Source organism: Methanothermobacter sp. KEPCO-1, assembly GCF_008033705.1.
GTDB lineage: Archaea > Methanobacteriota > Methanobacteria > Methanobacteriales > Methanothermobacteraceae > Methanothermobacter > Methanothermobacter marburgensis.
On the sequence record NZ_CP042937.1, the window covers coordinates 1,514,760 to 1,537,198 of the forward strand.

Consider the following 22,439-nt stretch of genomic DNA (forward strand, 5'->3'; position numbering starts at 1 on the left):
GCCTTCAAAAAACAGGGAGGCATAATGTGTTACTCGTAAATGAAAAGGACCTGGTTGTCCCAGGTCAGGTTCTGGCAGAAAATGATTACTACCCGGGCAGGGGGACCTTCAAAGAGGGTAAAAAAATATGTTCATCATTTGTTGGACTTGTTTCTGTTAGAAATAAGAAGATAAATGTGATACCACTTCAGAGCAAGTACATCCCCAAGAGGGGAGATGTGGTGATCGGTGAGATCACGGATATAAGGTTCTCAATGTGGGGCCTGGATATAAACTCCCCCTACAGCGGGCTCCTGCCGGCGTCAGAGGTTTTCGGCAAGGAGAAAAGGGAACTTGAGAACGTCTTTGACATAGGCGACGTGCTCCTTTTAAGGGTAGTTGATGTGGACGAGGTCAAAAAGGTTAAACTGGGCCTTAAGGGCCGCGGGCTTGGAAAGTTCAGGGACGGAATTCTGGTATACATAACACCAACAAAGGTTCCAAGGCTCATAGGCAAAAGGGGATCCATGATAAACATGGTCAAGGAGAAGACCCACTGTGATATCGTTGTGGGCCAGAATGGAGTCGTCTGGATAAAGGGCGAACCCGACATGGAGCGGATAGCCGAGAGGGTTATATTGATGATAGACCGTGAGGCCCACACATCAGGACTCACAGACCGCGTAAGGGAACTTCTGGACAGACTAACAGGCACGGAACCCACAACAATGGATGAGGATGATGGGTCTGAAGCGGTTGAAGCAGAAGCCCCAGTTGAGGATGCTGAAGAGCTGGAAGAAGAAACAGAAAACCCTGATGACCTAGAAGAAGATGAAGAGGAATTATCCGAGGGCGAAGAATCAGGGCATGAAGAAGTTAAGGATGAAAATAATTCCGAAGAACCGAGGTGATTGGTATCATCACACAGGATCAGCTGAAAACCTCCCCCAGTATCAGGGAGGATGGAAGGGCATTTGATGAACTCAGGCCCCTGAAAATTGAGGCCGGAATACTTGAAAGGGCTGACGGTTCATCCTACCTTGAATTTGGAGGTAACAAGATACTTGTAGCTGTTTACGGGCCAAGAGAGGCACAGATAAGGAAGCTGCAGCGACCTGACAGGGCAGTTATAAGGTGCAGGTACAACATGGCACCATTCTCTGTTGAGGAGAGAAAGAGGCCGGGTCCCGACAGGCGCTCTGTTGAGATTTCCAAGATAACCGCAGAGGCCCTTAGGCCTGCACTGATACTTGAAAAGTTTCCAAGGTCCGTCATAGACGTCTTCATAGAGGTTCTTGAGGCAGAGGGCGGTACAAGGTGTGCGGGTATCACAGCAGCATCCGTGGCCCTTGCAGATGCCGGGATACCCATGAGGGACATGGTTGTCGCCTGCGCCGCAGGTAAGGTTAACGACCAGGTCGTCCTTGACCTCTCTGAGGAGGAGGACAAGGCCGGACAGGCAGATGTACCGGTTGCAATCCTACCAAGGACGCGTGAGATCACACTTCTCCAGAGCGATGGAAACCTGTCAGAGGATGAATTTGAAAGGGCCCTTGACCTGGCAGTGGAGGGTTGTCTCAGAATACATGAGGTTCAGAAAGAGGCCCTCAGAAAGAGGTATGGTGAATAAAATGGATATAATACCTGAAATTACAAGAAAAAGCATAACAGACCTTATAAATAACAAGGAGAGAATTGATGGAAGGTCACTCCATGAGTTCAGGGACATATCCATTGAAACAGGGGTGATATCCAAGGCTGAGGGTTCCTCAAGGGTCAAACTCGGCAACACACAGATAATAGTTGGTGTCAAGCCGCAGATAGGCGAACCATTCCCTGACACCCCTGAGATGGGAGTGATACTCACAAACTCTGAACTACTACCCATGGCATCACCAACCTTTGAGCCGGGACCCCCCGATGAGCGTTCGGTTGAACTCTCAAGGGTTGTTGACCGCTGCATAAGGGAAAGTCAGATGATAGACCTTGAAAAACTCTGTATAATAGAGGGCAGCAAGGTCTGGATGCTCTTCCTGGACCTCCACATAATCGACTACGATGGCAACCTCTTTGATGCCGCGGTACTTGCAACTGTGGCAGCGCTCCTGGATACAAGGATACCCAAAGCGGAGGTTGAGGATGGTGAGGTCCTGGTTGACAGGGAAAACATGCAGCCACTCCCCATCAACAGAAAGGCACTCATGTGCACCTTTGCAAAGATTGGTGATGAGATAATACTGGACCCCTGCCTTGAGGAGGAGGACATACTCACCGCAAGGCTGTCCATAGGGGTGACAGAGGATGGCTCCATATGCGCCATGCAGAAGGGTGGTGAGGGGGCCCTCACAAGGGATGATGTCCTGAGGGCAGTTTCCATTGCAAGGGAGAAGGTGCCACAGCTCATTGAGTACCTTGATAAGTCAATGGCACCATGAATCCCCTGGAGGAATCAGAGGTCACCATATTCCAGTGGCTCTGCTCATGAGGAGTTATGGTTGGGAGGAATCGGAGGTCACCATATTCTGGTGGCTCCCCAAATCTTAAATACTCGCCTTACAATACCTATAACATCATATTTACTGGAGTGATAAAATGGCAAGAACAAAGAAAGTTGGTATTACAGGACGTTTCGGTCCACGTTACGGTCGTAAAGCTAAAAGAGCTGTCAAGAAGATTGAAGAAGAGATGAAGAGGAAGCACGTATGCCCCAGCTGTGACAGGCCAGGTGTTAAAAGGGAGAGCAGGGGCATATGGAAGTGCAGAAAGTGTGGCGCTGTATTCACAGGCGGCGCGTACCTGCCTGTGACCCCGATGGGTAAGACAGCAGCCCGTAACATCAAGAGGATAGTTGGAGGTAAGTAGATTGTACCGCTGCGCCCAGTGCGGAACCCTGATCGACCCCAAGAAGTACATGGAGAATAAGTGCCCGAGGTGCAGGTACAGGATCCTCTTCAAGGAGGTGCCTCCTGTTAAGAGGACCATAAGGGCACGGTAGGATGCTTCTTACAACATCCAGGAAGCCCTCCCAGCGAACAAGGTCGTTTTCCCAGAGGCTCTCCAGGATAATGGGCTGGAGGTATGTCAACAGGGGCAAGATGAGTATCAGGGACGTGCTCATCGAGGCATCCGGACCCGTGGCTCTTGTATCTGAAAGACACGGAAACCCCTCCAGGATAACGTTCCTTGGTGATAGGGGGGACGAGAGGGGATACATCCTTTTCAACCCATCCTTTGACATCAGGGGATCAGAGCGGGATTCTCCTGCTGCAGGGATAAGATCATGCCCCCCTGAGCTTAAAGGTATCTGCAGGCTCATGGGTCTTGAGGTTGATCCCGAGGCATCCGGGAGCGTCTGGGAACTCAGGGAGGGTGATGATTACCCGTGGGTTATGGAGCTTTTTGATGCCACTGGCGAGCCTGCAGGGTTCAAACTGCTGATAAGGGACTTTAAGGCCGGTGAGTGATGTGGGTCTTAAGAGAATTCAGGGATTCATTGACATATCCACGGGAAACCCTGAATCCGCTTCAGTGGTTTACAGGGCAGTTAAGCCAGAGTTCATGGATTCTCCATCTGGAAGGTCTTCAGTTTCAGTGGACCTTGAGGATGACAGGATAACAATAAAAATCAGTGCCCGGGACCCGGCATCATTCAGGGCAGCCCTAAACTCATCGCTCCGCTGGGTGAGGCTCTCAATGGATATGATGGAACTCATTCCTCCAGATAAACAGGATTCATGATTGAATTAATGAAAGGTGATAGTATGGAACTTCCACAGAATGTACAGCACCAGCTGGCCCAGTTCCAGCAGCTGCAGCAGCAGGCACAGGCAATATCTGTGCAGAAACAGACGGTTGAAATGCAGATCAATGAAACACAGAAGGCCCTTGATGAACTCTCAAAGGCTGCAGATGACGCTGAGGTATTTAAGAGTTCAGGAAACATCCTTATAAAGGTAGATAAGGGTGAAATCACAGCTGAACTTGAGGAAAAACTTGAAACTCTCCAGTTAAGGGAGAAAACCATCCAGCGACAGGAAGAACGTGTGATGAAAAAGCTGCAGGAGATGCAGGTTAACATCCAGGAAGCCATGAAGGGCGCCGGGATCAATCCAGGGATGGGTAACTAATTGAGCCTTAAAAAACTCAGTGACAGGGATCTGGATGAGATATCCAGTTTCCTTTATAACACCATTTCTGATTTTATACTTGAAAGGGTCTCATCAAAGGAGATAGTTGATATTGAGATAACGGTGAGTGCTGAATACACCGACAGGCTGGATGTTGATATCACCGCTGAGCTTCATCTCGACGAACTCTCAGATGTAGACCCCCGAATTGTTGACGAGGCAGTGGACGCTGCTTACGAGGCACTGGAGTCATTCCTTGAAGGGTACAGGGAATGATTAGACTACGGGCTTTTCATAATTATTTAGGCTGATTAATTAATACTGAGATCTGGATCATTTAAATATAAGTAATAATTTTATTTCAAAAAGTATTTATATATCCTGTGCCAACCATCATATGAGCATGAATTCCTCCTAGCTTACCAGAGTAAGCCAGCTCAACAGGGCATCCAGCTACAATCCTTTCGCTCAAAAAAATGTCATCTGATGCCCTGTTCCTCCTCTTTTCTAGTCAAAATAAGATTTCCCTGATATCCACTCCAGAAATCAGTATTGAAGTACTTTGCGGGTTTTAAAGGGTTTCTGCATGTGGATTGTGCTGAGTTTATCTGGGCTTCCAACAGGTTTAAGGGGTTTTTCCATGTGGACCGTGTTGAGTTCGTTGCCGGTGTCAAGGGTCACCCGGTAACCCATTGAGAGCCAGAATTCAAGTGCACCCCGCACATGTTTGTGCGTATGGAGGTACATCCTCCTGTATCCCATTCTGGCTGCATGGGCCTCTGCGATACCAACAAGGAGTGACGCGATCCCCCGTCTCCTGTGGTCCTCATGCACAAAGACCCTCCACAGACCTGCTGTTGTCTCAGGATCATAACTGAAGCCCTCAAATTCACGGTCATAGGCACGGAGTCCCAGGGTCCCGATTACTTTTCTACCCAGAGAGGCAGAGATGAAGGTATTACCTGGTGGATTTAGGTAGTGTTCCCTGAATTCCATGATGTCCCGGTGGTAGTCGGGTATGTACCCGTAGCCAAATTCCCGCCTGATCATATCAAACAGGAATCTTCTTATGGATTCAATTTCACTTTCTGTTTGGGGAATGGTAATCAGAATAATATCAACCACCATTCAGTATTAATTTTTAAGGGCATATATGCTCCATAGTAATACCTGATTTCGTACACATATTATATATGCTGTGAAGTCTTATAAAGACTGCTGTTTAATTAATTACCATCATGGAGAACCCCACATGAGCTGCTACATCTACTGGAATAAGATAAAGAGGATCGCATCCATGCTTGAGGGGATGGACCACCACTTCGACAGGATGGACACATTCAGGGTCATACCCCTCCTTGACGAGATCGAGGAGATAGCCCATGATTCATCCATTGACTTTGAATCAGCCAGGCACATACTTGACGATGCTGATATGAACCATGCCCTCAGGGTCATAAGAACCTTCTATGTTAACCTTGGCATGAGACTTGAACTGGAGAAGGCGGCGGAGGTTAAAGACTCAGATTCTCCATGGGAGACCCTGAAATCATTCTATTTCTACCCAAGGTACATCCAGCTCCTCAAAAATGAGGCTGCCCTTGGTAGATTCAGGAGTGGGGAGCGCGCTGTATTCATTGGGGGAGGGCCACTACCACTCACAGGGATACTCCTTGCAGATATCTATGGTATGAGGGTCCATGTTGTTGAGATTGAACCTGAGATAGCTGATATCTCCCGTGGAGTGATAGAAAGACTTGAACCTGGAGATGTGGATGTGATCACTGGTGATGAGACCGCACTGGCGGATCTCGACTTTGACGTTGTTATGGTGGCTGCCCTTGCAGAACCCAAGAGGAGGGTTTTCAGGAATATACACAGGTATGTGAACCCTGATACCAGGGTTATATACAGGACTTACACGGGAATGAGGGCGATTCTCTACGCCCCCGTGACTGATGAGGATGTGGCGGGATTCAGAAGGGCGGGGATTGTGCTGCCTTCAGGTAAGGTTAACAATACCTCAGTGCTTGTTTTTAAGTGCCCGTGATGTTTCTGTATGATCAAATCAGGAACATTTGAACTTTTTTAAAGATCACATTATCTCTTTATTACCATTCCGGCAGTCTAGGCCCGATAATTATTATGAATATTAAAATAGAAAATATTAAATATGTTTGGTTTGCAATTTTAACTATAACACCATCATGGTGTTTAATAATAAATTTTCCCTCCAGCAATCAGTTCATGGGACCTTCCCATGAATCCCCTCTTTTTTAACTGAAACTAAGTATTACATTTTGCCTTTTATCAGCCTCTAAAGTATTAACAAAATAATTATATATGTTATTACTCCTACTCATTCTGTACATTATTAAACATTACAGAACTTAAAGGAGGTGAAAAATGTTATGAGAAGACAGTATTTCATGGTTTTCATGGTTCTTCTCGTTGCTGTCGCACTGACGGGTTCAGTGAGCGCAGTAGACACAGCATGTGAGGTGGGGGTGGATGTAAAGTACGAATTTGCAGACGACAACCCCCGCATCAACCCTGACATAAACTGTATCACCGATGCAAACGGATCAAAGATCAACTTCACAAAGACCTTTGACCCGGCAGCCAACAGGACAAAGATCATCTTCAATTACCAGAACGTCACAAACACCACGAAATTCCGGATAAAGGTAACAGCACCGGGCTACAGGGACCTAGTACATGAATTCACCCTATCAACCAACCCGGCGAATCCACTGGATACCAAATACTACGCACTGCTTTCACTTAAAATGAACGCTACAGACGCCTACAAACTGGGAAGGGAGATCACCAGGAGGGCAGATCAGATCCTGAACTTCTCGAAGGGAAACGTGCTCGTCATAACAACTGCCGGTATTGTTAAGTACAGGAACGATACCACAGAGGACGTCATTGAGGGAATACTTAACCAAGCAGGTGGCCGTGTAACCTATGGTAAGGGGAACCTGCTTGTAATAAGGAAGTCACCTGTTGACCCCCTGGACACGTTCTTCATACTACAGAGGGGCAGCACACTGGTGGGTGTTTACTTCAAGAATGCAAGCACATCACCGGTTGTAATCAAAACAGTCAACGGAAAACCAGTTTACACAATCGACCTTCTGAAGAACATGACTGAGGCAAACTGGAACCTTCTGGTAAGCAAATACGGAAACTACGCGTTTCCGGTTGCAAGCCTTTCAAACGCATGGATGCAGGGCGCACCATCTGATCTCCTCAGGGCTGCAGCATTCCATGGTCACATGTGCCTCGGTACCATCAGCGGTTATGCAATGAGTCTCACACTATTAAAGTACTACCCACCGGTCATGGACTTCACCAACCCTGGCTCACCAGGTGAGATAACAAGTTACGTGACAGTGGGTGTCCCAGGGGACTCAGATGACGATTCACTGCTCATGTTCCTTGACACCACACCAGGTAAGGGAGGATCCTACAGCGGATTCAACACCACGGCCACAGGTGCCGACACAAACCTGGTTGGCTTCATAAGATGGAACCCCAACACCCTCAAGGGTGACCTCATAGTGATGAAGTTCGACAAGGAGGCACTCAGGAAACAGTTCCAGCAGCAGACAGGCAAAAAAACAGAACTTGAATTCAACGCATGGCTCATATCCAAGGTGAAACAGGACCCAACGTCCCTTGTGACCATAGTAAGGGAACTTAAGGGCCTCAATGCGACCCACTACTACTATCTCCTGGGAAGCGAAAGCGGTGCCAACGTGACAGATAAGGTCAACAACATAACCTACCAGATTCCACCACAGGTCGCCCATGGACTTGACATGGCCTACATAGACAGCCTTGGACTTCCAAATGCAACCCGTGAAAGCAATACCTTCACATGGGGTAACCTGACATACGAGCAGATCAGGAAAATCGGTGCTGACGCAGCCAACCTTGCAAAACAGCTATTCCTCACAGAGAAGGGTATAAACCTTGAAAAGGACGACAGGGACCTCGTGGTACTCACATCAGCCGGTTACTCAAGGGTTAACGGTCAGGATATGAGTGCCGCCTGGGACGGAGTATTTGATGTTCTCGGCTCAAGGCTCAGCAGGGCAACACTTCTCCCGGTTCACAGGCCGCTCTGGAAACCACTCTGGTTCACATTCGTCCTGAGGGGCTACGATGGGGTGACAATGGATGCAGTCTACATCTACTATGACCCAACAACCGGTCAGCTAATCGCAAGCAATGCATCAGACGGTAAATTTGTGAATGACATCGGACCAAGAACCCTGAACAGCACACAGCTCAGCAACAAGGTCTCAAAGGTCTTTGCAAAGGATGGCTGGTTCAACATACAGAGCATAGCAAACGCATGGAGAAATGATCCACCATACGACCAGATACTGACATTCCTCTTCCACGACCACGCATGTCCCGGTGTATCACCTGGTTACCTGATAACAGAGTACATATTCAAGAACTACCCCCTCAAGGAAAACGAGAACTACATCTACCTTGGTAACACCATCTACTGCAAGGACGACGCCATCGTATACCGCCTCGGGGTCTCACCTGGACAGGGAACCTACTTCAACCTGCGCGTACCTGGATCAGATAACGACCCTGAGAATGAGTATGCATACGGCGGTAGCATTGAGGGAATCCTTGTGATATGGGACAACAAGAACAAGGTTGGAAAGGCAGTGGTCCTGGACTTCAAATGGCCGACCTTCGATGTGAGCGACTGCGTCACCAGCGATGCGAAGAGGGAAAAACAGATAGCAGGTTTCATAAGCCTCTACAAGGGTGAAACACCAAGCTATATGATCTCAGGGCCGGTTGTAACCTATGACGCTGAGAGGTACATCACTGAGAGTGAACTTCAGATGATCCTCTCAGGCGCCAGTGGTCAGCCAATAGCCTATGTGAAGGGGCTCCCTGCAAACAGGACACTTGAGGACCTCATCCCGGTGAACAATGGCGGAAGCCAGAACGGAAACCAGGGCGGTATACCTGGTGGTTCAACCGGTGGCTCCACGGGTGGTTCAACCGGTGGTTTACCCTCAGGTTCCCATGGTACCGCAGGTCATGCAGGTTACACACCAGGTGTGGAGTACAGTGCTTCACCGGCTGATGTGAGTGCAGCATCAGAGGTTTCAGAGGAACCTGCGACAGCTGAGGGTAAGAGGGCCTATGAGGTTACCAATGCAACCTCAACTTCTGGCAGTGATGGGTCATGGTACGTCTATGGTATCGTGGGTGTCCTTGTGGCTGCTGGTCTTGTGGCCTTCGGATTCCTCAGGGGCGGAGCAGGAAAATAAACACCCCAATTATTTATTTTTTTATCCAGAGGATTATTACTTTTTCTTGATTGATATTTAAATTAAGTAATATTTTAGGTTAAATAATAATTTATTTTTAAAGTATTCTGTATAATGTAATAATAATTTATTTTAATGACATAACTCAGAGGGGTTACCGTAAATTTAAAAAAAATAAAGGGAGGTGAAAAGTCATGAGAAAACAGCTACTTACACTGATAGCAGTTCTCTTCATGGTTATATTCTGCCAGACAGTGGCAGCTGCAGATAACAGCACCGCAGGAGGTGATTCAGGAAACCTAACAGTGAACAGCACGCATGAAATCAGAGATCCTGTCGTACTTGTCATACACTCTTCAACCAGTTCCAAGATGACCAACGACGCGGCAAAGAAGGTCATGGACCTCATAAACCCTTCACAGCCAGGGTACAACCCCCAGAACAGGTCAACATGGACGGTCAGGTTTGAGGTGAGAACCACCACACAGATATCAAGGATGAACTCCTCTGAACTTAAAAGCCTCATCGAGTCTGCTGATATCGTTATTGCAGAGTGGCTCTTTGACTCAGGTAACTTCAGGAATGTTATGAGGGACTACCCTGAAATCGCAGCTAACAGGCCAAACAAGATATTCCTGGTCCTTGAAAGTGACCCGGACCTCACAAACATGTCACAGATCAATGGTGTACGCATATTCCAGGGTATAGATGCCTCGGTGATTGGTAACACCGATACAAAGAACACAATCCTCTATGACCTCAAAAACTCCAACGAGGCACGTCTGAGGGCCTATGTTAATACGTACCCTCAGCTTGCACCCTGGGTGACCTACGGTCTCTACTATGCAAAGAAGGGAACCGTGAACTATGAAAACCAGTTCAAGCTGCTTCTTAAGAACTTCACGGTGATGAATGGAGGAACATGGCCATCTGAATGGGAACCTGCAGCACCCATAACCATTCCAGCGGAGATGCTCTACCGTGACGGTAGGGTCTTTACCAGCCTCGCTGATTACCTTGCAGCATACCCACTCAACTCATCACGACCCACTGTTGGAATAGCTGGCCTTGATAGCGTGCTCCTTTCAGGGGATATGGCCCACTTTGACAGCATAATAGCCAGGCTCACAGCCAGTGGAATGAACGTGATACCCGTTGTTGGGGCATATTCTGGTGTTAACGGTACACAGCCACTCAACATCTATTCGGCAATGGTAAAGTTCTTCGTCTATGACCCTGCAAACCCATCACGTGTGGTCACAGCAGCGGAGTATGAGGCCAACCCCTCAGCCTACAGGTACAGGATAGATGCCCTTGTGAGTTTCACAACATTCACACTGGGTTCTGGCTTCGTGAATCAGACCGCAGCTCTTCTTGAGAGAATGAATGTGCCTGTATTCAGGGCGATGATATCAACAAAGAGGGAAGAGGGCGAATGGTTAGTATCAGAGGACGGGCTTCTCTGGAGTGACACCTATTACCAGATAGCCATTCCAGAGACCCAGGGTATAATAGAGCCCATATTCGTTGCCGCACCGGCAAAGAGTATTGACAGTGTAACAGGGGTTGAAATAGTCGCATACACGCCGATAGATGAGCAGATGAACTACCTGGTGCAGCGAATCAGCAACTGGGTCAGGCTCAGATACCTGGCAAACTCCCAGAAAAGAATAGCACTCATCTACTACAATTACCCTCCAGGTAAGGGTAACATAGGTGCCAGTTACCTCAACGTACCTGAAACTCTCGTTGAAATACTAAGGGCACTCCAGAGCTCAGGGTACAATGTTTCAGGTTTTCCTCAGAGTGCAGACGACCTTGTGAAGCTCCTCACTGAGAGGGGAATAAACGTTGCAACATGGGCACCAGGGGAACTCGAGAAACTTGCAAATAAAACCTCCATCATCCTCTGGGATGCGGAGGAATACTATGCATGGTTCCAGACCCTGAACCCGATTGCAAGAAAACAGGTCGTGGAGGGTCCTGTGGGTTACATTGAGGAGATGGTTAAGCTCGCGCTCAGCTACGTCTCCAGTGACACCGCATACACCGCAGCCATGAATACCCTTGATAAGTGGTCCTCTGAGATGATATCACTTGCAAACACCTATCCTGAGAAGGCACAGCAGGCATCAGTTCTCATAAGGAACATGACAGAAGCACTGAAATCAGTTCTCAACAATGCAAGGACAGGTCAGAGCACAGATGCACCGTGGAGCATGTTCTATAACTTCAAAAATGAATTCCAGTCCCTTGCAGTTCCCGGATTCAATGGATGGGGTGCCCCGCCAGGTAATGTCATGACAGTGGAGAGAAACGGCAGAAAGTACATCGTCATACCAGGTATAATGTTTGGCAACGTATTCATTGGCCCTGAACCCCAGAGGGGATGGGAGGCAGACGTTGATAAACTCTACCACAGCACGGTCGTGGCACCACCACACCAGTACCTTGCATGGTATGCATGGGTTAACACGGTGTTCAATGCGGATGCCCAGGTCCACATAGGCAGACATGCAACATACGAGTGGCTCCCCAGAAAGCAGGTCGCACTCAGCAACTTTGACTTCTCACAGATATGTGCCGGTACAAAGCCCTCAGTCTACATCTACATCATGGACGGTGTTGGTGAGGGCATACAGTCCAAGAGGAGGGGCTATGCGGTTATAGTGGACCACCTCACACCCCCAATGAAGACAACACAGCTCTACGGGGACCTCTCAGAACTCAGAGCCCTCATTGACGATTATACAAAGACACCCGATGCAAGCCCACTCAAACAGGAGTACTTCAATTCAATAAGGAACCTAGTCATAAAGCTCAACATAGCAGCAGAGATTGGTATCAGTCCAGATAACTTCACTGCAGAGGACATTGAAAGGGTTGAGGATTACCTTGTGGTGCTCCAGCAGACACTCATGCCTGTCGGTCTCCATACCTTTGGGTTAAGGTGGACCGATGAGGAGATAGCCCTCCTTGCAGCTGCAATGGTATCCTCTGATGGCGGACCATCAAGTCCCTCACTGCAGAGGCTCATAGCATCTCTGAAGGGATGGAATTTTGACAACCTCACGGCACTGCAGGCAGAGGAGCTCAACAATATCACCATAAGCTGGATACTGCAGGTCATGGGTGGCACACCACCAGCGGACCTTACAAACAATTCACAGGTGATTGAGCTTCTCAACAGGGCACGTGAGTACGCAGCACTGATAAGCCAGAGCTTCAGTTCAGAGATGGACTCACTTCTCGATGCACTGAACGGAGGATTTATAACACCAAGACCAGGAAATGACCCTGTAAGGAACCCCTCAGCGCTTCCAACAGGCAGCAACTTCTATGCGGTCTCAGAAAACCTGATGCCAACAAAGACAGCATGGAATCTGGGTAAACGCCTGGCTGACATGGCACTTGCACAGTTTGACAGGATCCCTGAGAAGGTGGCTGCGGTTGTCTGGTGTGTTGAGACGGTGCGTGACGACGGTACCATGGTCTCATTTGTCCTGAGGCTTATGGGTGTGGAGCCCACCTGGTCATCCACGGGGTCAGCTTCCAACCTTAAGGCGACACCACTCTCACAGTTACTCGCAGATATCAATTCAGTAAGGTCCGCATCTGGACTTTCAAACTTCACAGAAAGGCCCAGGGTGGATCCAATCGTAACAACAAGCGGACTCTTCAGGGACCTGTTCCCGAGGCTCCTCATCAACATGGACAGGGCATACAGGGTTGCCCTTGCCGCTTCATACAGTGAGATAGTCGCGGCCTATCCGTCACTTAAAACATCACTTGACCATGTGCTGCAGACACTTGTTGATGCCAAGTATACAAACTTCAGGGGAAGCGAGCCTCTGCGCACCAACTACATTGCACTCCACTGGATCAATGATACCCTGAGGTACATGCAGGCGGGTCTTAACGCCACTGATGCAGGTGAAATCGCCATCACAAGGATCTTCGCACCGCCTGTTGGTGATTACGGTGCCGGTGTCAGTAAGGGTACAGAGGTGTCATGGACCTGGAACGACAGAAGCGAACTTGCAGACATCTACTTCAACAGGATGAGCCATGCATACAGTGAACGTTCCTGGGGCGTTTCAATGCCCGAAACCTTCAAGGAACTCCTCAAGGGTATTCAAACGGCATACCACAGCAGAAACACCAACCTGTATGGGGTTGTTGATAACGACGACTACTTCGACTACTTCGGCGGCCTTTCAATGGCTATCGAGATGATGAACAATGGAAGGGCCCCGGAACTCTACGTACTGAGATATGCAAACCCAGGCAATCCCCGGGTCATGTCACTGAAGCAGTTTATAGCCATTGAATACAGAACAAGGTACCTGAATCCCGAGTGGATCAAGGCAATCATTAATGAGGGGTATCAGGGGCCAAGGACCATAGCCAAGTACACATCCCACTTGGTGGGATGGGAATACACGGTGCCTGAACTCCTTGACAGTGGCTTCTGGGATGAGTACTATGACGCTGTGGTTGCAGATAAATACAATCTTGGACTGAAGACAGCCTATTCAAAGAACCCCTACGCCGCAATGGACATACTGGCACATTTTGCCGAGATGGCAAACAGGGGCCAGTGGAATGCCAGGAGTGAGCAGCTTGCATTCATTGCAGAGTGCCTTGGAAATTACGTTGCCGAGAATGGTGTTTCATGTTCAGGATCGGTCTGCGGTGACAGGGAACTGATGAAGTGGATCAGCCAGTACATGTCCTCTGATCTCAGGAAGAAATTCACTGCAGCACTCTATGCGGCAACAGGGGCGTCGGTGTTTGCACCTGAACCATCCGGTGATGTGAATCCAGGTGAGAATCCATCCACAGGACCCACAACAGGCCCTTCAGCCACAGGTGGCGGATCCTCTGGAAGAACTTCCGCTGATGGTTCTGCTGGAAGAACCTCCGCGGCTTCACAGGCAGTTGTTTCAGATTCTTCACAGGATTCAGCCGGTGAAGAGGCAGGTCAGCAGAAATCCTATGAGGTGAAAGAAACTCATTCAGCGGTCAATCAGAGAACAGAGTTCCCGTTATATGGAGTGGCAGGTATAGCAGCCATACTGGTACTTGTGGGTGTGGGATACTTCCTTGGACCTGGAAGGAGGTAGGCCCACCATAATTTATTTTTTAGAAAACATTAAATATCAGATTTACTTTAATTCTAATAAAAATTGTTTGAATGAGTTATTACTCATTAGGGCCTAATAGTAATAAGAAATATGGTATTAAAATACTGCTTTAATCCTGCGAAATAGTAATAATTTAATTTATATAGTAATTATTATAAAGTTGAAAAGAGAAGGTGTGGAACATGGACATGGCAAACCTACTTTGGCAGGCGGGAATCCTATCGGTTTTACTGATATTCGGCGTGAAGATTGGACTGGCAATGGGTTTCGCGGGGCTATCAAGGAAGATGGCCGCCCTAATAACGGCGGGTTACGGTCTTGGCATATATGGTCTTGCAGCCCTTGCAAATGCCTACATGAACTCGATTCAGGGCTTCTTCAACACCTACAGTTCACTGATAACAATCATAATGGCATCCATTCTGATATTTGCCGGTGTGCACACCCTCCGTGAGTGGAAGGAACACAGGAGGGACACAGCAAAGACTGCGTGCGTTGCAATGGTGGCGCCCTGCCCCTGCTGTTTCGGGGCGGTGATCGTCAGCATAATACTTGTATCACCCATACTCGGTGTATCAGCAATCACACTCGGCAAATATTCCGGAATAATTCTGGTAGCCTTCATAGCGTTCTTCTATTTATTTGCCAATGGAGTCGCATCAGCAATCAATAAACCCTACCCTGTTCTGCTGGGCAACTTCATGCTTTTTGCCGGTCTCTACTTCCTGACAGCTGCCATTGTGCTTCCAAATGTGAACAGCGCCATGAGCATGAAAATGACGCCACTGACGGTTCCAGGCATAAACACCATAATATATGTTGTGCTGGGGACACTGGCGCTCATGGGACTTGGAATTTACCTTAACAAGAGAAAGAGCACTTTCATAGAATAAGGAGAGGTGATAGGATATGGTTGCAGTACCCGGCAGTGAAATACTGAGCGGCGCACTACACGTTGTCTCCCAGAGTCTCCTCATACCTGTTATAGCAGGGCTCCTGTTATTCATGGTCTATGCAATAATAACTCTTGGCGGGCTAATGTCAGAGTACTCTGGAAGAATAAGGACTGACATCAGGGAACTGGAATCCGCTATAAAATCAATTTCCAATCCAGGAACCCCTGAGAGGATAATTGAGGTTGTAAATTCAATGGAGATACCACAGAGCCAGAAGGAGGTCCTTACAAATATTGCGGAGACTTCAGAACTGGGACCCAAATCAAGGGAGGCCCTTGCAAGGAAACTCATAGAGAACGAGGAGCTCAAGGCTGCAAAGAGCCTCGAGAAGACGGACATCGTGACAAGGCTCGGACCAACCCTTGGTCTTATGGGGACACTCATACCCATGGGGCCCGGCCTGGCAGCCCTCGGTGCAGGGGATATAAATACACTGGCCCAGGCCATCATCATAGCCTTTGACACAACAGTCGTGGGCCTGGCATCAGGGGGTATAGCCTACGTAATCTCAAAGGTCAGGCGCAGATGGTATGAGGAGTACCTCTCAAACCTTGAGACCATGGCCGAGGCAGTGCTGGAGGTGATGGATAATGCCGCTCAGACGCCGGCGAAGGCTCCTGTCGGATCAAAATGAAGAGGACCCGATGGCCGGAAGCGCAAACCTGGTTGATGCCATGCTGGTCCTGTCTGTGGGCTTCCTCATATTCCTGGTGCTCTCCTGGAACATGCAGAATGTCGTATTCGCTGACATGACTCCACAGGAGCGTCAGGAAACCATGGAGGCAATGAAGAAGGCAGTTGAGGTTCAGAAGGGCCAGGAGCTCAACAACACTCCCGAGACCAGTTCGGGGTCTGGTCAGGGATACGTTGAGATGGGAACAGTTTACAGGGACCCCAAGACAGGTAAGCTTATAATGGTTCAGGGGTAGCTTACCATTCTAATTTTTAGTTTTTTTCTGGAAAGTTTGATGGTAATGGTTCAGGGGTAGTTTACCCGTTCCCATTTTTTAGTTTTTCTGAAAACTTCAGATGATATGGTTCATGTGGCTTACCATTCCCATTTTCTCTGAAAACTTTAAATATCCCAAACCCAAAATGAGTTCTGATATTTCACTTCTTCTTAGAGGTATCCATATGATTGAAGTCATACCTGTTATTGATCTGAGGGGAGGTATAGCGGTAGCCGGCAAATCAGGTGAACGTGAAAATTACAGACCCCTCGAGACTGTGTTCTCGTCAGCCCCCGACCCTGTGAATATAGCACTCTCCCTCAGGGCAGCCGGGGCACGGTCAATCTACATAGCCGACCTTGACGCCATCGAGGGCACAGGATCCAATCTTGATAGCGTAGGAAGGGTTAACCATGTGCTGCCGGTAACCCTCGACGCAGGGGTAAAAAACAGGGAGACATTCAGATTCATGCTCCAGTTTGCATCACGGGTTGTTGCCGCAACAGAGACCCTTGAGAGTACAGAGGAACTTGAATACATCCTTAAAACATATCCCCCAGAGAGGACCGTTGTAAGCGTGGATGTTAAGGACATGAAACTCCACTCAGAGAACATTGACCTTGAACTTGAAGAATTCAGGGACCTCCTCCTCGGCTATGAGTCTGACGTTATACTCCTTGACCTGGGGGCAGTTGGCACATCCTCAGGGTTCAACAGGGACCTCCTTGAACTCTTCAGGCCAATCATCAGGAGGGTGATACCCGGTGGCGGTGTTCTACCCAACGAGATACCTGAATTTGAGGCCATGGGTGTGAGGAAGGTTCTTGTTGGAAGGGCTCTCCATGAGGGGATGGTGAGGCCCGGGTGAACAAAGAAAGGTACCTCCTTATTGGTCCTGTTAGCATGGACCGGATAGTGAGGAGGAACTCCACAGAGTCCAGGGTGGGGGGCGCCGTTTACTACTATTCCCGGCTACTCTCACACCTTGGGGTTGACCACACGGCAGTTGTAACCCTGTCAGAGGCTGACAGGCGCCTTCTCGGTGAATTCCCGTCCAATACAAACATAATACCCCTTTACAGGGACTCAACGGTTGAGTTTGAGAATATCTATGATAACGGGGATACCTCGAGGAGGATCCAGAGGTCCAATTTTGCCAGTAACCCAATTGAAATTGGGGATATTGAAACAATTGCAAGGGAGGAGTGGACCGCCGTCCTTGCAGGGCCTCTTCTGCCCTCAGACATACCCCTGGAGACCCTGGAGTTTCTGGGAAAAAGGCACAGGCTCTACACAGGACTTCAGGGCTACCTGAGATACCCTGCGGGAGACATGGTCAGACTGAAATTCAGGAAGAAAATCCCTCGGGTCCTGGAGGCGGGGAGTGGTGCTTTTCTTGATATCAACGAACTTCGAGCAGTTTCCAGTGACATCATGGGGGCTATTGGGATACTCAGTGAACACTGCGGTGAGGTCATAGTGACCTGTGGACCCAGGGGCTCCCTGATATCCCATAAGGGGTCCCTCATAAGGATAATGGCTGTTACTGCAGAAAGGGAACTTGACCCAACAGGGCTGGGGGATACATACATGGCTGCCTATGTCCATATGAGGAGGACCTCTGACCCTGAGGCTGCCGGAAACTTTGCATCACTCATGGCAACAAGAAAGCTTGAGGGAAAAATTTAAGTGAATCGCTTCCCAATGGAATGGTTTCAGATACCAAGGATCAGGGGCAGTATGATGAACGGAAGCAGCCCTGCTGCAAAGAATAAACCGAGACCTGCAAGCACCTGGTCCCTCTTATCATCCATCATACCGTTACATAGGAGTATCAGTCCTGTAAATCCAAGAATTGCGGGTACAGCATGTGAGTAAATCACAGACCCTGTGAATGTTCCTGCCACCATTTTTATCACGGAAAACCTGCTGGTTTAGCTATGATTCATCATCCTCTGCTTATGTTATGATTCCTCATCTTAAATATTTTCGGGAGCAGCAACCCGGGCAAGATATTTAACAGTTGGTTTTCAGATATAAATGTGCTGTTTATTCTAACAGGAGGAGATTGATCATGCTGCATGGTACAGAAGTACTCAAGAAGGGATTTGCAAAGATGACCAAGGGCGGCGTTATAATGGACGTTGTCAACGCTGAACAGGCTGCAATTGCAGAGGACTCAGGGGCAGTCGCTGTAATGGCCCTTGAGAAGGTACCCGCGGATATAAGGGCCTCTGGAGGAGTTGCAAGGATGGCCGATCCCAATAAGGTTCAGGAGATAATGGACGCAGTGTCCATACCTGTGATGGCCAAGGTCAGGATAGGACACTTCGTGGAGGCCCAGGTCCTTGAGGCCCTTGGGGTTGACATGATAGATGAGAGCGAGGTCCTAACCCCTGCAGATGAGCGCTTCCACATAGACAAGAAGAAGTTCACTGTCCCATTTGTGTGCGGTGCAAGAAACCTTGGGGAGGCACTCAGGAGGATAGACGAGGGCGCAGCCATGATAAGGACCAAGGGGGAACCTGGAACTGGTAACATCGTTGAGGCCGTTAGGCACATGAGGATAATGATGGGTGAGATCAGGGAGATCCAGAACAAGGAGGAAGAGGAACTCTGGGAATTCGCAAGGAAGATTGAGGCTCCCCTTGAACTTGTGAGGGAAACAGCCCGCCTTGGAAAGCTCCCCGTAGTTAACTTCGCAGCTGGTGGGGTTGCAACACCCGCAGACGCAGCACTCATGATGCAGCTTGGCGCCGATGGCGTTTTTGTGGGTTCTGGAATATTCAAGTCAGATAACCCTGAGGGATATGCGAGGGCCATTGTTGAGGCCACAGCCCACTACGACGAACCTGAGGTCATAGCGGAGGTTTCAAGGGGCCTTGGCACAGCCATGAGGGGCCTTGAAATCAGCGAGATCCCTGAAGAGGGTAGAATGCAGGATAGGGGATGGTGACCCCCTCAATTATTAATTTTTAGTTTAAACTGCCACGTAGGTTATGGTGACTGTGTATGTGCCGGGGTCCGTGTAGAGGGGTACAGTTATGTAGTAATTAACTGGGATCACTACACTAACACGGCCTGTGTAGGTCCATATCATATAGTAACTGGTTGTAAAACTTCTTTTTGGGACCTCGATCGGCCCATAGGGACTCTCATATTTTATGCTGTATTTCAGATTTGAAAGGGGTATGGTGTTTGAACTGTTGTTTATGCTTATAAGGTCACCGCTGGCCATCAGGTAGACCACTAAGGTCCCCCTCCTTGTTATTATTGATACATTTGTTGCGGTGTAGTATTCCCTTTCTATTCCATCCGGATCCACAGTTCCGAGGTTGAGGCTTGTGGGATCCACGCTTAAATTAATGCCAGTTGCAAGTGGTTCCACTGATGGCTGGGTTTCTGATGTGATGTTCGCTGTGGTGTTATTTTCTTCTGCAGATGTGCATCCCATGAAAAATACTGACAGGATAACTGCAATGAGCATTATCTGACCCTTCAAGAACCCCCAGCCCCCTTTTTCTATATACGAAGTATGGAATTTCTTAGATTATTTAATTATGGGATTAAAATCGGTGGGGGTTGTATGTTAGTCTGAAAAAATAAAGTTTTAATTATGGGATTAAAATCGGTGGGGGTTGTATGTTAGTCTGAAAAAATAAAGTTTTAATTATGGGATTAAAATCGGTGGGGGTTGTATGTTAGTCTGAAAAAATAAAGTTTATGGGTTAAACGGCCTTTTTACCGCTTTCACCTGTCCTTATCCTGACAACCTCTTCAACTCCTGAGATGAATATCTTCCCGTCTCCTATGTCACCTGTCTGTGCGCTTTTCACTATGGTGTCAACCACCTTATCGAGGTCCTCATCGTTCACCACAATTTCGATCTTTGTTTTTGGCAGCAGGTCTATCCGGTAATCCCTACCACGGTAGCTTTCGGTTATGCCGAGCTGTCTCCCACGCCCTTTGACCTCTGTCACTGTCATCCCATGGCACCCTACCTCTTCAAGGGCGTTTTTAACTTCCTCGAGTTTCTCGGGTCTTATGATGGCCACCACTTCTTTCATCCTATCACCCCTAGATTCTGTATCCTGTCTCCTCGTGGAGGTGGGTATCGAGTCCCTCTATTTCCTCCTTCTCTGTTACCCTGAGGCCCACCGTGAGGTCCAGGAGCTTTCCTATCACCAGTGTAACTATGAATGAGTAGACAGCGACGATCACAACTGCTATTACCTGTGCCGTCATCTGACCAGGGTTTCCGTAGATGAGGCCTGTTCCCAGTTCATTTATGAATGGCGCTGCGAAGATACCTGTTGCCACTGATCCCCATATACCTGACATCCCGTGTATTCCGAACACGTCCAGGGCGTCGTCGTATCCAATCCTTGGTTTGAGGTATGATATTGCAAGGTATGATATGGCACTTGTGACCAGGCCTATGATTATTGCTGCGGGTACCGTTACAAATCCTGCTGCAGGTGTTATTGCAACAAGACCTGCAACGGCACCTGATATGCCGCCGAGCACTGTGGGTTTACCTGTTTTGAGGTAGTCTATTATCACCCATGAGATCATACCTGCTGCTGCAGCGGTGTTGGTCACAAGGAAGGCTGATGCTGCCAGTCCACCTGCTGTGAGGGCTGAACCTGCGTTGAATCCGAACCAGCCGAACCAAAGGAGGGCAGCGCCTATCACTGAGTACCCAAGGTTGTGTGGTAGCAGCCTTGTATCCTTTCTCTTACCAAGGAGGTATACCAGTGCAAGTGCAGCCACACCTGAGTTTATGTGGACCACTGTACCCCCTGCAAAGTCAAGGGCACCCAGCTGGGCAAGGAATCCGCCGCCCCATACCCAGTGGGCCACCGGTACATATACCAGGCTCACCCAGAGTGCAATGAATGCAAGCCATGCTGAGAATTTCATTCTCTCCACTATCGCACCTGATATGAGTGCAACTGTTATTGCAGCGAATGTTAGCTGGAATGCTATGTAAAGGAAGTCTGGTATTGTTGGTGCGAGTTCTGCGAGTTTATCGACACCTATGCCGTTCATGAATAGGTTCGCCGGACTTCCTATGAGTCCCATTATATCTGCTCCAAATGCAAACTGATAGCCGTAGAGTACCCATATGAGGCTTGTCACTGCGAAGGCTATCAGTGACAGGAACATCGTGTTGAGCACGTTCTCCTTTTTTGTTAAACCCCCATAGAAGAGTGCCACGCCTGGAACCGTCATGAGCATCACGAGGGCCGTTGATATCAGCATCCAGGCTGTGTCACCGGAGTTTAAAACCGCGTCCATCAGAGTCATCCTCCATATACCTGTTGTTATTATTCTGTTTTTTACAATCTTATACTTCAATGCCGGAAGGCGGAAATCAACTTCCGACACTATCACTTAGATCATGCTCATATATAAAGATTTCGGTTAAAATTTCAGGTAAAGTGGGTTAAACTAAAATAAGTTCAGGGCTAAAAGGTAAATTACAGCAAAATGTTAAATAGAGATCAGGGAGGCTGAGTTCTGGATTAATTGGGCACTGGACAGCCTTTCCCCCCTTTTTTTCTGTCATTATCCTTAAAAAAGGGGTTTTATATGATTTTTGATCCATTATATGGCCTTTTTTCCCCTTTCACCGGTCCTTATCCTCACAACATCAAGCACATCAGTTATGAAGATTTTACCGTCCCCAATATCTCCTGTTCTTGCGTTTTCGGTTACTGTTTCAATCACCTTTTCAAGGTCCCCTGAGTCAACCACCACCTCAATCTGGACCTTTGGGATCAGGTCAACGCAGTAATCCATACCACGGTAACTCTCACGGATACCCATCTGCTGGCCCCTTCCCCTCACATCTGTGACGGTCATTCCGTGAATTCCCACCAGTTCCAGGGCATCCTTAACATCCTCAAGTTTTTCTCTTCTGATAATGGCTGTGATCCTCTTCATTGGTCTCCACCTCTCT

The 22,439-nt window shown here is 48.4% G+C and carries 24 protein-coding genes; 18 read left to right on the forward strand and 6 right to left on the reverse strand.

The features are described from left to right. Positions 1-26: 26 nt before the first annotated feature. The 9 genes from rrp4 to FVF72_RS08180 all read left to right on the forward strand — a co-directional run bounded on the left by rrp4 (position 27) and on the right by FVF72_RS08180 (position 4,382). Positions 27-890, forward strand: a complete 864-nt coding sequence (gene rrp4 / locus FVF72_RS08140) for an exosome complex RNA-binding protein Rrp4 (RefSeq protein ID WP_147671816.1) — start codon at positions 27-29, stop codon at positions 888-890. After that, positions 887-1,609 carry an exosome complex exonuclease Rrp41 gene (rrp41, locus tag FVF72_RS08145; protein ID WP_187239628.1) on the forward strand — a complete coding sequence of 241 codons (723 nt, stop codon included), beginning with the start codon at positions 887-889 and terminating at the stop codon, positions 1,607-1,609. Before rrp4 ends, rrp41 begins: the two co-directional genes overlap by 4 nt. Continuing rightward, positions 1,599-2,414, forward strand: coding sequence for an exosome complex protein Rrp42 (gene rrp42, locus FVF72_RS08150; protein WP_147671817.1), 816 nt, complete (start codon positions 1,599-1,601; stop codon positions 2,412-2,414). The genes rrp41 and rrp42 overlap by 11 nt, the downstream gene beginning before the upstream one ends. Positions 2,415-2,571: 157 nt before the next feature. After that, entirely contained in the window at positions 2,572-2,841 is a 270-nt protein-coding gene (gene rpl37A / locus FVF72_RS08155) for a 50S ribosomal protein L37Ae (protein ID WP_010876320.1), read from the forward strand. A 1-nt stretch (position 2,842) separates the two neighbouring features. Next, positions 2,843-2,974 carry a DNA-directed RNA polymerase subunit P gene (locus tag FVF72_RS08160; RefSeq protein ID WP_048901205.1) on the forward strand — a complete coding sequence of 44 codons (132 nt, stop codon included), beginning with the start codon at positions 2,843-2,845 and terminating at the stop codon, positions 2,972-2,974. Position 2,975: 1 nt separating this feature from the next. Continuing rightward, complete coding sequence (locus tag FVF72_RS08165) at positions 2,976-3,443, forward strand: Brix domain-containing protein (protein WP_147671818.1); 468 nt, start codon at positions 2,976-2,978, stop codon at positions 3,441-3,443. A gap of 1 nt (position 3,444) precedes the next feature. Then, positions 3,445-3,717 carry a KEOPS complex subunit Pcc1 gene (locus FVF72_RS08170; RefSeq protein ID WP_255503704.1) on the forward strand — a complete coding sequence of 91 codons (273 nt, stop codon included), beginning with the start codon at positions 3,445-3,447 and terminating at the stop codon, positions 3,715-3,717. Positions 3,718-3,740: 23 nt separating this feature from the next. Further along, positions 3,741-4,106, forward strand: a complete 366-nt coding sequence (locus FVF72_RS08175) for a prefoldin subunit beta (RefSeq protein ID WP_147671820.1) — start codon at positions 3,741-3,743, stop codon at positions 4,104-4,106. Further along, entirely contained in the window at positions 4,107-4,382 is a 276-nt protein-coding gene (locus tag FVF72_RS08180) for a DUF3194 domain-containing protein (RefSeq protein WP_147671821.1), read from the forward strand. 270 nt (positions 4,383-4,652) lie between these two features. Here FVF72_RS08180 and FVF72_RS08185 read toward each other — a convergent pair whose 3' ends face one another. Continuing rightward, a complete protein-coding gene (locus FVF72_RS08185) occupies positions 4,653-5,156 on the reverse strand; it encodes a GNAT family N-acetyltransferase (protein WP_147671822.1) in 504 nt (167 codons plus the stop codon). A gap of 202 nt (positions 5,157-5,358) precedes the next feature. Between FVF72_RS08185 and FVF72_RS08190 the strand changes: the two genes are divergently transcribed. From FVF72_RS08190 to FVF72_RS08225, 8 genes are all read left to right on the forward strand, one after another. Next, the gene (locus FVF72_RS08190) at positions 5,359-6,156 is read left to right on the forward strand and encodes a nicotianamine synthase family protein (RefSeq protein WP_147671823.1); all 798 of its coding nucleotides are present in this window, start codon (positions 5,359-5,361) and stop codon (positions 6,154-6,156) included. Between the two features lie 361 nt (positions 6,157-6,517). Next, complete coding sequence (locus FVF72_RS08195) at positions 6,518-9,421, forward strand: FmdE family protein (protein WP_147671824.1); 2,904 nt, start codon at positions 6,518-6,520, stop codon at positions 9,419-9,421. A 194-nt stretch (positions 9,422-9,615) separates the two neighbouring features. After that, positions 9,616-14,547, forward strand: coding sequence for a cobaltochelatase subunit CobN (locus FVF72_RS08200; protein WP_147671825.1), 4,932 nt, complete (start codon positions 9,616-9,618; stop codon positions 14,545-14,547). A 203-nt stretch (positions 14,548-14,750) separates the two neighbouring features. Beyond that, positions 14,751-15,461 carry a DUF2162 domain-containing protein gene (locus FVF72_RS08205; protein ID WP_147671826.1) on the forward strand — a complete coding sequence of 237 codons (711 nt, stop codon included), beginning with the start codon at positions 14,751-14,753 and terminating at the stop codon, positions 15,459-15,461. 16 nt (positions 15,462-15,477) lie between these two features. Beyond that, the gene (locus tag FVF72_RS08210) at positions 15,478-16,158 is read left to right on the forward strand and encodes a MotA/TolQ/ExbB proton channel family protein (RefSeq protein WP_013295870.1); all 681 of its coding nucleotides are present in this window, start codon (positions 15,478-15,480) and stop codon (positions 16,156-16,158) included. Beyond that, the gene (locus FVF72_RS08215) at positions 16,115-16,453 is read left to right on the forward strand and encodes a DUF2149 domain-containing protein (protein WP_013295869.1); all 339 of its coding nucleotides are present in this window, start codon (positions 16,115-16,117) and stop codon (positions 16,451-16,453) included. Before FVF72_RS08210 ends, FVF72_RS08215 begins: the two co-directional genes overlap by 44 nt. Positions 16,454-16,658: 205 nt before the next feature. After that, entirely contained in the window at positions 16,659-17,342 is a 684-nt protein-coding gene (locus FVF72_RS08220; protein ID WP_013295868.1) for a HisA/HisF family protein, read from the forward strand. Next, positions 17,339-18,163: a PfkB family carbohydrate kinase gene (locus tag FVF72_RS08225; protein WP_013295867.1), complete on the forward strand. Its 825-nt coding sequence runs from the start codon at positions 17,339-17,341 to the stop codon at positions 18,161-18,163. Before FVF72_RS08220 ends, FVF72_RS08225 begins: the two co-directional genes overlap by 4 nt. A gap of 26 nt (positions 18,164-18,189) precedes the next feature. On the opposite strand, the gene FVF72_RS08230 is transcribed toward FVF72_RS08225, so the two are convergent. Next, positions 18,190-18,384: a hypothetical protein gene (locus FVF72_RS08230; RefSeq protein ID WP_048901204.1), complete on the reverse strand. Its 195-nt coding sequence runs from the start codon at positions 18,382-18,384 to the stop codon at positions 18,190-18,192. 164 nt (positions 18,385-18,548) lie between these two features. On the opposite strand from FVF72_RS08230, the gene pdxS reads away from it, so the two are divergent. After that, on the forward strand, positions 18,549-19,430 hold the full coding sequence (gene pdxS / locus FVF72_RS08235; protein ID WP_013295865.1) for a pyridoxal 5'-phosphate synthase lyase subunit PdxS: 882 nt from the start codon (positions 18,549-18,551) through the stop codon (positions 19,428-19,430). A gap of 24 nt (positions 19,431-19,454) precedes the next feature. On the opposite strand, the gene FVF72_RS08240 is transcribed toward pdxS, so the two are convergent. The 4 genes from FVF72_RS08240 to FVF72_RS08255 all read right to left on the reverse strand — a co-directional run bounded on the left by FVF72_RS08240 (position 19,455) and on the right by FVF72_RS08255 (position 22,423). Next, positions 19,455-19,976 carry a hypothetical protein gene (locus FVF72_RS08240; protein ID WP_013295864.1) on the reverse strand — a complete coding sequence of 174 codons (522 nt, stop codon included), beginning with the start codon at positions 19,974-19,976 and terminating at the stop codon, positions 19,455-19,457. 226 nt (positions 19,977-20,202) lie between these two features. Further along, complete coding sequence (locus FVF72_RS08245; RefSeq protein ID WP_013295863.1) at positions 20,203-20,541, reverse strand: P-II family nitrogen regulator; 339 nt, start codon at positions 20,539-20,541, stop codon at positions 20,203-20,205. Between the two features lie 10 nt (positions 20,542-20,551). Beyond that, complete coding sequence (locus FVF72_RS08250; RefSeq protein WP_013295862.1) at positions 20,552-21,775, reverse strand: ammonium transporter; 1,224 nt, start codon at positions 21,773-21,775, stop codon at positions 20,552-20,554. A gap of 309 nt (positions 21,776-22,084) precedes the next feature. Next, entirely contained in the window at positions 22,085-22,423 is a 339-nt protein-coding gene (locus FVF72_RS08255) for a P-II family nitrogen regulator (protein WP_013295860.1), read from the reverse strand. Positions 22,424-22,439: the final 16 nt, after the last annotated feature.

Excerpts from the sequence above, each read along its gene's own strand:
- rpl37A (WP_010876320.1), top strand. The coding sequence starts at position 2,572 with ATGGCAAGAACAAAGAAAGTTGGTATTACAGGACGTTTCGGTCCACGT.
- FVF72_RS08250 (WP_013295862.1), bottom strand. The coding sequence starts at position 21,775 with ATGGACGCGGTTTTAAACTCCGGTGACACAGCCTGGATGCTGATATCA.
- rrp42 (WP_147671817.1), top strand. The coding sequence starts at position 1,599 with ATGGTGAATAAAATGGATATAATACCTGAAATTACAAGAAAAAGCATA.
- FVF72_RS08205 (WP_147671826.1), top strand. The coding sequence starts at position 14,751 with ATGGACATGGCAAACCTACTTTGGCAGGCGGGAATCCTATCGGTTTTA.
- FVF72_RS08230 (WP_048901204.1), bottom strand. The coding sequence starts at position 18,384 with ATGGTGGCAGGAACATTCACAGGGTCTGTGATTTACTCACATGCTGTA.
- FVF72_RS08195 (WP_147671824.1), top strand. The coding sequence starts at position 6,518 with ATGAGAAGACAGTATTTCATGGTTTTCATGGTTCTTCTCGTTGCTGTC.
- FVF72_RS08165 (WP_147671818.1), top strand. The coding sequence starts at position 2,976 with ATGCTTCTTACAACATCCAGGAAGCCCTCCCAGCGAACAAGGTCGTTT.
- FVF72_RS08185 (WP_147671822.1), bottom strand. The coding sequence starts at position 5,156 with ATGATCAGGCGGGAATTTGGCTACGGGTACATACCCGACTACCACCGG.
- FVF72_RS08200 (WP_147671825.1), top strand. The coding sequence starts at position 9,616 with ATGAGAAAACAGCTACTTACACTGATAGCAGTTCTCTTCATGGTTATA.
- FVF72_RS08210 (WP_013295870.1), top strand. The coding sequence starts at position 15,478 with ATGGTTGCAGTACCCGGCAGTGAAATACTGAGCGGCGCACTACACGTT.
- FVF72_RS08245 (WP_013295863.1), bottom strand. The coding sequence starts at position 20,541 with ATGAAAGAAGTGGTGGCCATCATAAGACCCGAGAAACTCGAGGAAGTT.
- FVF72_RS08190 (WP_147671823.1), top strand. The coding sequence starts at position 5,359 with ATGAGCTGCTACATCTACTGGAATAAGATAAAGAGGATCGCATCCATG.
- FVF72_RS08255 (WP_013295860.1), bottom strand. The coding sequence starts at position 22,423 with ATGAAGAGGATCACAGCCATTATCAGAAGAGAAAAACTTGAGGATGTT.
- FVF72_RS08215 (WP_013295869.1), top strand. The coding sequence starts at position 16,115 with ATGCCGCTCAGACGCCGGCGAAGGCTCCTGTCGGATCAAAATGAAGAG.
- FVF72_RS08175 (WP_147671820.1), top strand. The coding sequence starts at position 3,741 with ATGGAACTTCCACAGAATGTACAGCACCAGCTGGCCCAGTTCCAGCAG.
- FVF72_RS08220 (WP_013295868.1), top strand. The coding sequence starts at position 16,659 with ATGATTGAAGTCATACCTGTTATTGATCTGAGGGGAGGTATAGCGGTA.
- pdxS (WP_013295865.1), top strand. The coding sequence starts at position 18,549 with ATGCTGCATGGTACAGAAGTACTCAAGAAGGGATTTGCAAAGATGACC.